13 protein-coding genes are annotated in these 14120 nt (G+C 65.6%); 1 reads left to right on the forward strand and 12 read right to left on the reverse strand.

Going from position 1 to position 14120, the window contains the following annotated elements:
- The 3 genes from ACLFQI_RS00605 to ACLFQI_RS00615 all read right to left on the reverse strand — a co-directional run.
- Nucleotides 1-1777, reverse strand: a 1777-nt coding sequence (locus ACLFQI_RS00605) for an ATP-binding protein (RefSeq protein WP_410756855.1), incomplete at its 3' end; no start/stop codon positions are given.
- The gene (locus tag ACLFQI_RS00610; protein ID WP_410756856.1) at nucleotides 1663-1947 is read right to left on the reverse strand and encodes a PAS domain-containing protein; all 285 of its coding nucleotides are present in this window, start codon (nucleotides 1945-1947) and stop codon (nucleotides 1663-1665) included. The genes ACLFQI_RS00610 and ACLFQI_RS00605, both read right to left, overlap by 115 nt.
- A gap of 73 nt (nucleotides 1948-2020) precedes the next feature.
- On the reverse strand, nucleotides 2021-2599 hold the full coding sequence (locus ACLFQI_RS00615) for a superoxide dismutase family protein (protein WP_410756857.1): 579 nt from the start codon (nucleotides 2597-2599) through the stop codon (nucleotides 2021-2023).
- 674 nt (nucleotides 2600-3273) lie between these two features.
- On the opposite strand from ACLFQI_RS00615, the gene ACLFQI_RS00620 reads away from it, so the two are divergent.
- Nucleotides 3274-3642, forward strand: a complete 369-nt coding sequence (locus ACLFQI_RS00620) for an STAS/SEC14 domain-containing protein (protein ID WP_410756858.1) — start codon at nucleotides 3274-3276, stop codon at nucleotides 3640-3642.
- Nucleotides 3643-4035: 393 nt separating this feature from the next.
- Here ACLFQI_RS00620 and lpxB read toward each other — a convergent pair whose 3' ends face one another.
- The 9 genes from lpxB to ACLFQI_RS00665 all read right to left on the reverse strand — a co-directional run bounded on the left by lpxB (nucleotide 4036) and on the right by ACLFQI_RS00665 (nucleotide 14086).
- Nucleotides 4036-5334, reverse strand: a complete 1299-nt coding sequence (lpxB, locus tag ACLFQI_RS00625) for a lipid-A-disaccharide synthase (RefSeq protein ID WP_410756859.1) — start codon at nucleotides 5332-5334, stop codon at nucleotides 4036-4038.
- Nucleotides 5335-5350: 16 nt separating this feature from the next.
- The gene (gene lpxA, locus ACLFQI_RS00630; RefSeq protein WP_410756860.1) at nucleotides 5351-6121 is read right to left on the reverse strand and encodes an acyl-ACP--UDP-N-acetylglucosamine O-acyltransferase; all 771 of its coding nucleotides are present in this window, start codon (nucleotides 6119-6121) and stop codon (nucleotides 5351-5353) included.
- Nucleotides 6122-6124: 3 nt separating this feature from the next.
- On the reverse strand, nucleotides 6125-6559 hold the full coding sequence (gene fabZ, locus ACLFQI_RS00635) for a 3-hydroxyacyl-ACP dehydratase FabZ (protein WP_201245691.1): 435 nt from the start codon (nucleotides 6557-6559) through the stop codon (nucleotides 6125-6127).
- Nucleotides 6560-6601: 42 nt separating this feature from the next.
- Nucleotides 6602-7687, reverse strand: a complete 1086-nt coding sequence (lpxD, locus tag ACLFQI_RS00640; RefSeq protein ID WP_410756886.1) for a UDP-3-O-(3-hydroxymyristoyl)glucosamine N-acyltransferase — start codon at nucleotides 7685-7687, stop codon at nucleotides 6602-6604.
- 7 nt (nucleotides 7688-7694) lie between these two features.
- Nucleotides 7695-8189, reverse strand: coding sequence for an OmpH family outer membrane protein (locus tag ACLFQI_RS00645; protein WP_410756861.1), 495 nt, complete (start codon nucleotides 8187-8189; stop codon nucleotides 7695-7697).
- 36 nt (nucleotides 8190-8225) lie between these two features.
- Nucleotides 8226-10487, reverse strand: coding sequence for an outer membrane protein assembly factor BamA (bamA, locus tag ACLFQI_RS00650; RefSeq protein WP_410756862.1), 2262 nt, complete (start codon nucleotides 10485-10487; stop codon nucleotides 8226-8228).
- A gap of 223 nt (nucleotides 10488-10710) precedes the next feature.
- Nucleotides 10711-12075 (reverse strand): RIP metalloprotease RseP, encoded by a 1365-nt coding sequence (gene rseP / locus ACLFQI_RS00655; RefSeq protein ID WP_410756863.1) that lies wholly within the window; start codon nucleotides 12073-12075, stop codon nucleotides 10711-10713.
- A gap of 6 nt (nucleotides 12076-12081) precedes the next feature.
- Nucleotides 12082-13269, reverse strand: a complete 1188-nt coding sequence (gene ispC / locus ACLFQI_RS00660) for a 1-deoxy-D-xylulose-5-phosphate reductoisomerase (protein ID WP_410756864.1) — start codon at nucleotides 13267-13269, stop codon at nucleotides 12082-12084.
- Between the two features lie 13 nt (nucleotides 13270-13282).
- Nucleotides 13283-14086 (reverse strand): phosphatidate cytidylyltransferase, encoded by an 804-nt coding sequence (locus ACLFQI_RS00665; protein ID WP_410756865.1) that lies wholly within the window; start codon nucleotides 14084-14086, stop codon nucleotides 13283-13285.
- Between the last annotated feature and the right edge of the window lie 34 nt (nucleotides 14087-14120).

The raw sequence follows: 14120 nt of genomic DNA on the forward strand, positions 1-14120 counted from the left end.
GCTTCGGCAGGTGGTGATCGATGCCGGCCGCGTAGGCTTGCTCGCGGTCGCTCGCCTGGCCGTAGCCGGTGACCGCGATCAGCACCGCCTCGGCCGTCTCCGGCTGCTGGCGCAGCGCCCGCGCGAGCGCGTGACCGTCCATGTCCGGCAGGCCGATGTCGAGCACCACCGCGTCCGGCTTGAAGGCCGCGGCCGCCGTCAGCGCCTCGGCGCCGCTGTACGCCGCCTGCACCGCATGGCCAGCGGCCTCCAGGGCCAGCACCAGGCTGGTCGCGATGTCCGGGTTGTCGTCGACGACCAGGATGCGCCGGGTGCCACTGGAGCCGTCGCCGTCCGCGGCGGGAGCCCCAGCGTCCGTGCCCCGGGCCGCCTCCACCGCAGCCCCGCCGACCGCCGGAACCTGCTCAGCGGCCGCCGCCCCTGGGCCGCGCTCGGAATCGGAGTGGGACTCGGCGTCGGATTGGGGCGCGGACGCTGACTTGGCACCGGCATCGTCACGGGCACCGTCACCGCCAGCGGCGCTGGCCTCGGCGAGCGCGGCCGCTGCCTCGACCGAGCGCGGCAGGCGCAGGATGAACTCGCTGCCCTGGCCCGGCCCCTCGCTGTGGGCCTCGGCCGTGCCATCATGCAGCGCCAGGATCCGGCGCACCAGCGTCAGCCCCAGGCCGAGTCCGCTGGGGCTGTCCCCGCCATACTGCGGCCCCTGGATGAAGAGGTCGAAGATCCGCTCGGTCAGCTCGGGCGCCAGCCCGATGCCGGAGTCGCGCACGCGCACCTCGACCTGGCCGTCGATGAGTCGGGTTTGCACCCGGATTGGGCTGCCCTTCGGGCTGTACTTGGCGGCATTGTTGAGCAGGTTGGTCACGGCCTGGAGCAGGCGGATCGGGTCGCCCAGCACCGGCAGCGCGGCGTCGGCCTGCTCGAGCGTCAGCACCTGGTCGGCGGGCTCGGTCGTCGCACGCGCCGTGTCGACCGCAGCGGCCACCGGTTCGCGCAGATCGAGCGGCACCCGCTGCAAGTGGATGTGGCCCGATTGGATCCGCGCCACATCGAGCAGGTCGTCGACCAGCCGGGTCAGACAGTCGAGCTGGCGCTCCTGGATCTGGACCAGCTGCTGGAGCTTCGGGTCCGGCGGCAGCCGCTGCTTGAACAGGTCGGTCACCGTGCGCAGCGGCGCGAGCGGGTTGCGCAGCTCATGCCCGAGCGTTGCCAGGAACTCGTCCTTGTGCTGGTGCTCCACCCTGAGTGCCTCTTCCATCTCGCGCCGGTCGGTGACGTCGCTGGCGGCGCCGAACCAGCTCGTGATCGCGCCCTCCTCGTCGAGCAGCGGCACGGCCCGCGAATGCGCCCAACCCACGCTGCCGTCGGCCCGGCGCACCCGATGCTCCAGCTCGAACATCTGCTTGTTCTTGACCGCCTCGTCGATGGCGGCGAGCACCATCGGCTGGTCGTCCGGGAGGATATACTGGTCGAGCCAGTCTCGATTGGGCACGACGTTGTTCAGGATGAAGCCGTGGCTATCGAGGGTCCACATCTCGCGCCAATCGGGACTCATCTGGTAGAAAGAGGAGATCCCAGCCATCACCAGCGCCCGGAAGCGGGCCTCGCTCTCGCGCAGCGCCAGCTCGGCCCGCTTGTGCTCGGTGATGTCCACCAGCGTGATCACCACGCCCTGGATCTGCTCGCTGGTCGGGCGGCACGGGAGCACGCGGGCCAGGAACCAGGTTCCGTCCTGGCCCTGGATCTCGCGCTGTACCGGCGTGAGCTGATCCAGCACCCCGCGCGCATCCTCCTCGAGCTGTTATGGGCCACCAGCCGATGCAGATCGCTCAGCGCCCGCCCGCCGTCGCGCGCCAGGATGTTGAACAGCGCGCCGGCGCGCGGGGTCACCCGCAGGATGCGCAGCTCCCGGTCCAGGAACAGCGTGGCGATGTCGGAGGCGGTCATCAGGTTGTGTTCAGGTCGGCGCCGAGCTGGCGGATCTCGCCGGGCGATATCGCCCGCTGCTCCCGTCTTGGGATTAGTCGACGCGCTTTTCAATCACGCCGCAAGCGATGCGCTGACCAGCCGCGCCCGCGGGTTGGGACTGGTAATCGTCGGCGCCCTCGTGGATCACCAGTGCGGCGCCGTCGTCATCGAAGAGCTGCGCGTCGATGTCCGTCACCTCGGTCATGACCTCTAGCTCAAGCTCACCGTTTTCGGGGATGTGGATGTTGGGCATGTCCCCCAAATGCGGGCCGTCCTTGCGCAGATAGCCGTGGGCATTGGCATCCTTGGCGGTCAGATGACCGCCCGCGGAATCGAACGGCGGCTCGCAAGCGCCGGTCTCGTGGATGTGAAAGGCGTGCACACCAGAGGGCAGACCGCCAAGCTGCGCATGCAGTAAGACGCCGTTGGGGGTCTCGCTGAGCAGCACGGCGCCGACGGTGTTGCCATCACGATCCTGTATGATGCTTTCGCCCAGGGTCGGTTCGGCGGCAAGGGGCAAGCTCAGCGTCGTGCCCAGCAAGATCGTCGGCATGGCGAGCCAGGTCGTGCGGCGGATGCGAGGACCTGTGGAATCGGTGCGAGGCATCCCTGTGGAATCGGTGTAAGGCATCAGTCAGGTCTCCCTGTCGTTGCGTGATGATGGCTGCTCGCCCGCATCGACTTCGCGCTTGAGGCGAGCCCATGGCGGCCGATCAGCGGCGTTACCGGCAGCAAATCCGTTACCGGTAGCAAAGCCTTAGCAAGCTCGATACCAGCCTCAACCGCGAGGCCCATCGGCGCTCAAGCGGCTGCCCCCGACCGATCGAGCAATCCCTCCCCAACCGGCAACCGCACCGCAACCGCGGTCTCCTGACGGGGCGGAGCGCAGCGGCCCTGTCCGCAATCCAAGATCTACCCTGATTGCCCATATCCACCACCGTTGGGTAAATTGACCCGCCCTTGATCAGCCCCTGATCAGTCACCGAGCAGCCAGCCCTTAGCGACCAAACCATTAGCGACCAAGGGGGCACAAGGACTGAACGACTGGCGATGATGACCAGAACCGCCAGGCCTCAGCATGTGCTGGCCTTGTGGGGTTGGTCCTGAGCGCTGAAGGCGACCGACCTGAAGCTCGCGGGCCAACCCGTTCCTGCACTTCGACGATGCCGAGGCCTTCTGCGCCTTCCGCGCCGAGCACAACCACCACCGACATCCGCCCTACCGGCCGGTGCCGCGCGGCTGGAGCGCCTGGTAATATCATCGGACCGACCCAACGACCATCCACCTGAATGAGAGGTAGCACCCATGATCGAGGTCCAAGAACAGCCGAACAGCAACATCGTCGAGATGACGGTCTCCGGCTCCATCACGGCACAGGAGTTCGACAACACGCTCGTCACCCTCACGAGCGCCATCGAGCGCCATGGCCGCATCCGCCTCCTCGAGAACATCGGCGAGCTAGACACGCCACCGATCCCCTGGAACAAGCTGTGGGACGACGTCAAATTCAGCTTCGAGCACCTCAGCGATATCACCCATGTCGCCGTGGTCGCCGATCAGGGCTGGATTGGCGCCTATGTCAACATGCTCAACCCGCTGATGAAGGCCGAACTCAAGCACTTCAAACGCCCGGAGCTGGAGGTCGCGCGGATCTGGCTGGCCCAGGCGACCTAGTGCAACACTGCTGCGGTCATCTGCTGCAGGCGGAAGAAGCGCAGCGCGGCCTCGTCATCCAGCACGAAGGCTTGGCCGTCGCCGCGCGCTGGGCGCTGGGCATGAGTTGAAGGCGTTTAGCGCGGCGAGCAAACACAGAGTAGCAAGCGCATGGCAGCGAAGTGAGCGTCAACATCGGAAACCTGCACGACGAGCCCGGCTCCGGCCATTGCTACTGTTTCCGGCGAATCAAGCTGGTGCTCGGCTGTCACGCGGTGGAGCCAGACCGCTGACGCCCCCGACTCGGGCTTCGCCGTGGACTGCGTTTCCGTCGCCGTCCCGCTCCGCTCTCCAAGTCCCCTGCCCTGAGTCCCCGCAGCCCTGCAAGGTGCTCGCTGTGCATTGGGCTTTTGCTCAGGCGAGGGTCGAAGTATAAGGGCTTTTGGAAATACTTCTGGATTCGCGGGGTTCGATCAGCGCCAAGATCGCCTCGGCCGCACGCCGGGCGGCATTGCGTTTGAGTTGAAGATGAACTCGTCGATAGACCTGCTCGATCTCGGCGCGGCGGTCGGCATCATCCAGCAGCGCCAGCAGAGCCGGCCCCATGAGTTCGGCACGGCAGCGTTCCTGCAGGAACTCCGGCGCCAGTTCGCGACCGACTAAAAGGTTCGCCATGGCCGCATGGCGGACCTTGATCAGCCGGAGTCTGGTCACCAGCCAATAGGTCAATGGGTGCAGCCGATAGGCGACCACCATAGGCCGCTTCGCGAGCAGGGTTTCCAGGGTCGCGGTACCCGAGGCGGTGAGCACCAGATCGGCGGCGGCCATCGCCTCGCGGCTGTGCCCGTTGAGCAGGCGCAGCGGCACCTCGGGCGCGCATGCCCGCCGCATCGCGTCAAAGCGCTCGTGTAACGTCTCTGAGACCATCGGCGCGATGAAATGCAGTCCTGGACGGCGGGCGTGGCACCAGGCCGCCGTCTCCAACATCGGTGGCCCGAGCAGGTCGATCTCGCTGCGGCGACTGCCGGGCAGGATCGCGATCAGCGCTGTTCCAGGTCCAGCCATCGGCGCGGTCTCGGACGTCGCCGTTCGCCTGGCCTCCAGCGCCCGCTCTGTGGCCACCTCCGTCACCAGCGTCCGCGGATTCAGCCCCAGCGCCCGGCGCGCCGCTTCGCGGTCTGGAGCGAGCGGGATCTCGTCGGCCAGCGGGTGCCCGATGTACTCGACCGGAACCCGCTGCGCGCGCAGGAACTCGGCCTCGAAGGGGAAGATGCTGAGCATCAGATCGACCGAACGCCGAATCTGCTTGATACGGCCCGCGCGCCAGGCCCAGACCGTCGGGCTCACCAGATGCACGGTCGGCAGACCAGGCGCGCGCAGGCGCCGTTCCAGGCCGAGGTTGAAGTCCGGTGCATCGACGCCGATCACCACCAGCGGCCGCCGTTGCCGCAGCCGCGCGACCAGCTCGCGGCGCGCCCGGAGCAGGTCCGGCAGCACCTTGACCACCTCGACCAGCCCCATCACCGACAGGCGTTCCATCGGCAACAGCGTCTCGCAGCCCTGCGCGAGCATCTTGGGGCCGGCGACACCGACGAAGCGGAGCTCCGGGCGCCGCGCGCGCAGTGCCTGGATCAGCAAGGCGCCGAGCTGATCGCCGGAGGGCTCGTTGGCGACGATGCCGATCAGCGCCGGGCGCGCGGTTGCAGCGGACACTGGCACAGCGGTTCGCTCAGCGCACGATACTGCGGGCGCTCGCGTTCAGGAAGGCGGTCATGATGCCCACCACCGGTTCGGTCTCGGCCAACTCAGCCAATGCCCGGTTGGCCTCGTCGAGCTTGAGATTGGACAGATAAAGCAATCGATAAGCGCGGCGGATGGCATTGATCTGGGTGCTGCTGAAGTGCCGGCGCTTGAGCCCCTCGCTGTTGATCCCGCGCGGCACCGCCGGATGGCCGTCGATGGTGATATAGGGCGGCACGTCCTTGCCGATCACCGAGCCCATGGCGCTGAAGCTGTGGGCGCCAATCCGGCAGAACTGATGCACGACGGTGAAACCGCCGAGGATCGCCCAATCCTCGATCACCACATGGCCGCCGAGTGAGGCGGCGTTGGCCATGATCACCTGATCGCCGATGATGCAGTCATGGGCGACGTGGGTATAGGCCATGAACAGGTTGTCGTTGCCGATGCGGGTCTCGCCGCCGCCCTGCGCCGTGCCGCGGTGGAGGGTGGCCGATTCGCGCACCACGTTGCGATCGCCAAGCGTCAGTTTGGTGAGTTCCCCGTTGTATTTCTTATCTTGCGGGATTTCGCCCACCGAGGCGAACTGGAAGATGCGGTTATCGCGACCGATCACGCTTGGCCCGTTGACGAGCGCGTGGGGCCCGATCCAGGTGCCCTGGCCGATGCGGACATCGGCGCCGATGATCGCATAGGGCCCAACCTCGACGCCGTCGTCGAGCTGTGCCGAGGGATCGACGACGGCGGTTGGATGGATCAAGGCTCAAAAGTCCCGGGCGGTACACATGATCTCGGCACTGGCGACCATGCGCTCGTCGACGCGCGCCTCGCCCGAGAACTTCCAGATACCACGCTTGACGTTGTGCACCCGGACATCGAGGAAGAGCTGATCTCCAGGTTCCACCGGACGCTTGAAGCGGGCATTATCGATGCCGACAAAATAATAGAGCGACTTCTCGTTCACCTCTTCCGGCCGCGATTCCATCGCCAGCAAGCCGGTGGCCTGGGCCAGCGCCTCGATGATCAACACCCCCGGCATCACCGGTCGGATCGGAAAATGCCCATTGAAGTAAGGCTCGTTATAGGTCACGTTCTTCAGGCCGATCAGCTGTTCGTTCGGCTCGAACAACACCACTCGATCGACCAGCAGGAACGGATAACGGTGCGGCAGCAGGCTCAGCACCTTATGGATATCCATCTTAATCAAATCCACCTCCAGAGAGCCGGCTGCACGCCAACATCAGGCTGTCTTATCACTTTTTTTCTCGCCATCGCTCAGGTCGGGAACCGGGCGGCGGGCGTCTTGCAGCTCGGCCACCTGCTGCTCGAGCCGAAGCAAGCGCCTAGCCATCTCGTCGAGATGCCGAAAGCGAGCGACATTCCGACGCCAATCGGCACTCGGCATCGCCGGAATACCGCTGCTATAAGTACCGGAGCGCTCAAACGATCGGGTGACCATCGCCATCCCCGTGAAATGCACATCGTCGCCGATCTGCAAGTGCCCGGCCATGCCCACGGCACCGGCGATGGTGCAATTCTTGCCGATTCGCGTCGAACCGGAGATGCCGGAGCAGGCCGCCATGGCGGTGTTCTCGCCGACCTCGACGTTATGGCCGATCTGAATCAGGTTGTCGATCTTGACGCCATTGCCGATGACCGTCTCGCCGATCGCCCCGCGATCGACGGCGCTGTTGCTGCCGACCTCGACATCATCGCCGAGCCGCACGCGTCCGATCTGCGGAATGCGCACCCAGCGCTCGCCATCGCGGGCGAAGCCAAAGCCTTCGCGACCAATCACCGCGCCCGGGTGCAATAGTACACGTTTGCCGATGATGCTCCGCGCGCATATGGTCACGGCGGCGACGAGGCGGGCATCCGCGCCGATCTGGCTATCGCGTTGGATCACGCAGCCCGGCCCGATCTCGGCGCCGGCCTCGATCACCACGCCCTCTTCGATCACGCAGAGCGCGCCGATCGAGGCCGAGGGATGGATCGCGGCGCTTGCCGCGACCACCGCGCTCTGGTGGCAACCCGCCGGGGCCCGCCGGCGGGGATGCAGCAGTTCGACCGCGCGCGCGAAGGCCAGCGTCGGATTCACCGCGAGCAAACAGACGCAGGGTGCTTCAGCCGCCAAGTCGGGGGTCAGGATCACCGCGCCGGCGCGGGTCGCGCGCAATGCCGACAGATGCTTTTTGGAGCTGACGAAACTGAGACCGGCCGCGTCCGCCTCGCTGAGGGCGCAGACCTCGGTGACCTCGATGTCGGCGCCGTGACCGAGCAGCTCGGCGCCGATCCGGGGTGCAAGTTCACTGACCAGCATGGGAATGACGGTCTCAGCGCTTCTCGAAAACCTCTTTGAGACGGTCGATCACCTCGTCCGAGATGTCGGCACGCGAACTCGCGTAGACCACGCCTTCGCTCAAGATCAGGTCGAAGTCGTTATCCTTGGCCACCTGCTCGACGACCTCCTCGACCTGTTGCACCAGCTTGGTCCGCAAATCGCTCTGGCGCAGCGCAAAATCGGCCTGCAGCTCTTCCTGGGCATAGCGCAACCGCCGCTCGCGCGCGCGAATGTCGTTGCGCAGTCGCTTCACCTCGTCAGAGCGCATCAGGGCGCCATCGCGCTCAAGACGGGTCTCCAAGCGCACGATGTCCTCTTGTTGCGAGGTCAGTTCGGCCTCCCGCTCCTGCGCCTCGCTGCTCAAAAGTTGCCGCGCGGCCTCATATTGAGGCGACTCCTCGACGATGCGATTCGGATCGATGACGGCAATCCGAAAAGGCTCCTCGGCCATGACGGCACCGGCGAACAGCAGGGCAAACAAAGACACGGCGGTCCAGCATCGCTTCAACATAGTGTCTGGCACTCAGAATGTCTGACCGAATGAGAATTGAAAGATCTGGGTGTCGTCTTCATCCTCGGCATTGATCGGAAACCCGAGACTCAAGGACAAGGCACCGACCGGCGACAGCCAGGCGAAGGACAGTCCCGTCGAATAACGCAGTTCGCCCAACTCGAAACCCGTGTTTGACACCGACGAATCGGCTTCCGTCCACCAGACATTGCCGAAGTCGAAGAAGGCGCCAAGCCGCACCGTGTTCTCGAATTGACTACCGAGCGGCGGCGGCGCGAAAACCTCCAGCGAGCCGGTGAGCTTGAGATTGCCGCCGACCGGATCATCGTCCCCGGCAACCTCGCGCGGTCCGAGCGAATAGGCCTCGTAACCGCGCACCGAGCGTGGTCCTCCGGCATAGAAGTTCTCGAAGAACGGCAGTTGCTCGGTGTCCCCATAGCCAGCCCCGTAGCCCAGATCTCCCCGCATTGCGAAGATGAACCGGCGCGTGAGCGGAATGTACTGCCGGCCCTGGAGGTTCAAGCGGTAGTACTGGAGTTCGCTGCCCGGCACGGCGAGTTCTCCAGACGCCCGCTGCAAGGTGCCCCTGGTCGGAAAGATGGCCGAATCCCGGCTATCGCGCGTGTAATTGGCGGTGATAAAGAAGTCGTTGAATTGGTCGCCATTGTCGGCGACGAAATCATCGGCCAGCTTAGAGGTGCCGGGGAAGAAATGCGTGTATTGATAGCGGAAGCCGAGTCCGGCCCGGCTGACATCCGAGATCGGCAAGCCGAAATTGACCTCGGCCAGGCCGACATCGGTGGTGAAATCGGCACCGATGAGATCGTCGAAGTTGGTCGCCCGATAACTGAGATCGAATCCGCGACTGATGCCATCGATCGTGTAATAAGGATTGGTGTAGGCGAGGCGATAGAGCTGCGAGCTGCGGCTCGTGTTCACCGCCATCGAGACGCGTTTGCCGGTGCCGAGGAAGTTATTCTGGCTCACGCTCGCATTCAGGAGGATGCCCTGGGACTGCGAGAAGCCAACCCCGGCGAGCAGGTTTCCGGACGGCTGCTCCTTGACGTTGACATTGACATCGACCTGATCGGCAAGCCCAGGCACCGCTGGCGTTTCGATCGTCACATCCTCGAAATAGCCGAGCCGCTGCAGACGCTCGCGCGAGCGCTTGACCAGATCGGTCGAGAACCAGGCGCGCTCGAGCTGGCGCATCTCGCGGCGCAACACCACGTCGCGGGTGCGGGTGTTGCCCTCCATATTGATGCGGCGGACATAGACCCGCTTGCCCGGATCGACGAAGAAGGTGATGGTCACCTCCTGGTTGGCTTCATCGATCTCCGGCACCGCGTTGACGTTGGCGAAGGCGTAGCCCTCGCTGCCGAGCAACTCCGAGATGCGCTCGGCGCTTTCGGTCGCCTTGATGCGCGAGAAGGGCTCGCCACGCCGCAGATGGATCAACGGGAAGAGCTGCTCGGTCGGCACCCTCGACTCGCCGGCCAGCTTGATATCCTTGACCCGATAGACGTCGCCTTCCTCGATACCGATGGTGACGTACATGCCATCCTTGTCGGGGCTGATGGAGACCTGTGTCGAGGTGATCTCGAAGTTGACGTAGCCCCGGTCGAGATAGAAGGAGCGCAGATCCTCGAGGTCGCCACCGAGCTTCTGTTTCGAGTATTGATCGTTCTTGGTGTAGAACGAGTACCACTTGGTGGTCCCGAGATCGAATTGCTTGAGCAGTTCCTTGTCGCTAAAGGCCTCGTTGCCGATGATGTTGATCTGCTTGATGCGCGCGGTCTGTCCCTCGGCGATCGCGATGCGCACCGCCACCCGATTGCGCTCGAGCGGCGAGACCGTCGATTCGATATCGACCCCGTATTTGCCAGCGCCGAAGTACTGCCGGCGCAATTCCTGCTCGATGCGATCGAGCATGGCCGGGTTGAAGACCCGGCCCTCGGCCATGCCGATCTCTTCCAGCCCTTGCATGAGCTGATCGGTCTTCAGGGATTTGTTGCCGGTGAGATCGATCCGGGCAATCGCCGGGCGCTCGCGCACCACCACGATCAGCACATCGCCTTCGCGCTCGACCTTGACATCGGTGAAGAATTCGGTCGAGAACAACGCGCGGATGATGTTGCCGGTAATGCCGTCACTCACCGTATCGCCGACCTGGACCGGGAGATAATTGAAGATGGTTCCGGCGGCGATTCGCTGGAGCCCCTCGACACGGATGTCCGCGATCTCGAAATCGGCGGCCTGGACGCCAGCGGCCATGAGAAACAACGCCCACAACGTTGCCCTGATGCGAGCTGTTGCGCGCTGTGCGCGGGACGACGTCACATTGACCCCCTGTTCAGGCTAAGGATGTGCGGCATCCGGGAACCCGCGAGACGCCACCATGCACGCTGATGACGGGCCTGAGCGCCGCGCGCCAGCAAAGCGTCCAAGTATAAGGGATTCGCACGGATCAGCCCAGCAGGATCGGTTTGAGGGGGGATCAGCCCAGCAGTTTCGCGATGTCAACATAGAAGGCGAAGGTCATCAACGAGATCAGCAAGACGATGCCGATGCGCTGACCTTTTTCCTGCACTGCCGCCGACAACGGCCGACCGATCACGCCCTCGATGGCGAAGTACAGCAGATGCCCGCCGTCGAGCACCGGGATCGGAAACAGGTTGATCAGCCCCAGGCTCACGCTGAGCAAGGCGAGGAACTGAACGAACGCGGCCAGCCCATAGCTGGCGGTCTCGCCCGCCGCGTCGGCGATCCCGATCGGGCTGCTGATGTTCTCGACCGAGGCCGTGCCCACCAGCATCTTGCCGACGATCTGCAAGGTCAGCATCGACACATCGACCACGCGCCGCCCCGCCTCGAAGGCGGCGGCGAGCGGCCCGTAGCGGACCCAGACCTCCTGCTCGGCCCAGATCGCGTCCGGGTACTGGACCCCGGCGCCGATGCGTCCGCTGGTTTCGCCATCCACCTCGACGGCTTGGGGTTGGAGGTCGAGCGACACGCGCTCGCCATCCCGTTCCAGCTCCACCCCAAGACGCTGGTCCGGATGTGCCTGGACGAGCGATACCAGTTGCTGCCAGTCGTCGATCTCGACCCCATCGATGGAGAGGATGCGATCGCCGCTCTCGATTCCGGCCTCGGCGGCTGGCTGCCCGGGCACCACCTCGCCGATTACCGGCGGGATCGCCGGGGCGACGCGCTGCAGCCCGATCGCTTCCAGGAACCCCTGCCCTGGCTCGAGCTTGGCGAGCAGATCGCCAGCAAGCACCAGCTCCTGCTCACTGCCATCGGGACGCCGCACGCGGATGCCGAGATCCTCGCCGCCGATGCCTTCGGAGAGGGTCGCGAACCAAACCGCGCTCCAGGTCGGGGTCGGCCGATCGCCGACTTGGAGCACCCGATCGCCGGCGGCAAAGCCAGCCTTGGCGGCAATGCTCTGGGCTGGAACTTCGCCGATCTCGGGCTTCAGGCCTGATTGACCGGCCATGAACAGCAACCAGTAGAGCACGAAGGCGAGCAGGAAGTTGAACACCGGCCCGGCCATCACGATCGCCGAGCGCACCCACAGCCTTTGCCGATTGAAGGCCAGCGGCAATTCCGCCTCGGGCACCGGCTCCTCGCGCTCATCGAGCATCTTGACGTAGCCACCGAGCGGAATCGCGGCGAGCACATACTCGGTCGGATCATGACGCCGGCGCCAGCTCAGCAGCGGACGGCCGAACCCGATCGAGAAGCGCAAGACCTTGACGCCGAGACGACGCGCGACCCAGAAATGACCAAACTCGTGCACCGTCACCAGCACGAGGATGGCGACGAGAAAGGCGCCGAGTTTCAGGAGGAGATCAAGCATGGGGCGTCAAGCGGCCAAGGCGCGCAGGCCTTGTCCGGCCACTTCGCGCGCGCGCGCATCGACAGCCAGCACATGCTCGAGCCCGGCGGCCCCGACCGGTTCCGCCGGGAGTCGATCCATGGTGCGCTCAACCAGGCTGGCGATTTGCGTAAAGCCGATCCGCTCGGCGAGGAAGGCGGCGACCGCGATCTCGTTCGCGGCATTCAGCACCACCGGGGCGGTGCCGCCCTCGGCGGCGGCGCGATAGGCGAGTTCCAGGCAGGGGAAGCGCTCCGGTGCCGGCGGTTCGAAATCGAGCTGCGCGGTGACGAACAGATCCAGCGGCTCGACCCCGGAGACCATGCGTTCCGGCCAGGCCAGCGCATGCGCGATCGGCGTGCGCATATCCGGGTTGCCGAGTTGCGCCAGCACCGAGCCATCGGTGTACTGGACCATCGAATGGATCACGCTCTGCGGATGCACCACGACCTGGATCTTGGCCGGCGAGGTATTGAACAGCCAGCAGGCCTCGATGATCTCGAGCCCTTTGTTCATCATGGTCGCCGAGTCGACCGAGATCTTGCGCCCCATCTGCCAGTTGGGATGGGCGCAGGCCTGCTCCGGTGTCACTGCCGCCAGCGACGCGGGCGAGGCGTTCCGGAACGGGCCGCCGGAGGCGGTTAGCAGGATGCGCTCGACGCCGCACTGGCCGAGGCCGTCGGCGAAACTCGGCGGCATGCACTGGAAGATGGCGTTGTGCTCGCTATCGATCGGCAGCAGCAGAGCGCCGCTGGCGACCGCGGCGCGCATCACGATATCCCCGGCCACCACCAGCGCCTCCTTGTTCGCCAGCAACACCCGCTTGCCGGCCTGGGTCGCGGCCAGGGTCGAGGGCAGGCCAGCGGCACCGACGATCGCGGCCATCACGTAATCGACCTCGGGCAGCGCGGCGATGGTCTCGAGCGCCTCGGCACCGGCGATCACCTCCGGCGGCCTCGGCATCTCCGCGAGCCGTTCGCGCAAGGACGCGGCGGCCGCCGCGTCGACCATCACCGCATAGGCGGGCTGCACGCGCCGACACTGCTCGGCCATGCGCTCGACATTGCGATGTGCGCTGAGCGCCACGACCCGAAAGCGGTCCGGATGCCGCAGCACCACATCGAGCGTGCTGACCCCGATCGAGCCGGTCGACCCGAGCACTGAGATACCGATCATAGCCTTTCCTCTGTTATTGCCCGCCGATGAGCCAGATGAAGCCGAGCGCGAAGATCGGCGCTGCCGCCGTCAGGCTGTCGATGCGATCCAGCATGCCGCCGTGACCTGGCAGCAGGGAACCGGCATCCTTGATCCCGCGACGGCGCTTCAGCAAGCTCTCGAAGAGGTCGCCGACCACTGACATCACCGCCGCCAGCACACAGATCGCCAATAAAAACAGTGCCTTCGTCGCTGCCAAACCGAGCGCCAAGGCGACCAGGAGCCCCCAGGCGCTCGCCGCCGCCACGCCAGCGTAGACGCCGACCCGCGTTTTACCCGGACTCAGCAACGTCGACAACTTCGCGCGCCCGAAGCGCCGCCCGCTGAAATAGGCCGCGGTGTCGGCGATCCAGATCAGCATCAGCAGACTCAGCGCGATCCACGGACCATTGGTCGGCATGGCGTGCAAATAGACCAACGCGAGCCAAGGCGTCACCAACACCAACAGGCCAAGCAGAAGCAGGGACGGCTCGACGCGCGGCGCCTGCTCGACGTGCCTGATCAGGGGCAGACGCAGCGCCAGCGCGAGCCACCAGAGCGCCGCGAGCGCGAGGACGAAGGCGTGCCAATCGCTCGGCGCCAACAGCCAGACGAGCGGCAAGCAGAGCAGGATCAGCAACATGTAGCCAGCGCGGGCAAGGTCGGCATCGAAGCCGGCGAGCCCCGACCATTCCCAGGCGCCCATAGCGACGAACAGCGCCATCAGCAGCGCAAACCAGGGGGTCGGCAGCAACAGCACGGCGCCCATCACCAGCGGCGCCAGTAGCAACGCGGTCACGACGCGCGCGCGTAATCCCTGCCGGCGTCCTCCG

This window comes from Halochromatium sp. (genome assembly GCF_046541315.1).
Classification (GTDB): domain Bacteria; phylum Pseudomonadota; class Gammaproteobacteria; order Chromatiales; family Chromatiaceae; genus Lamprobacter.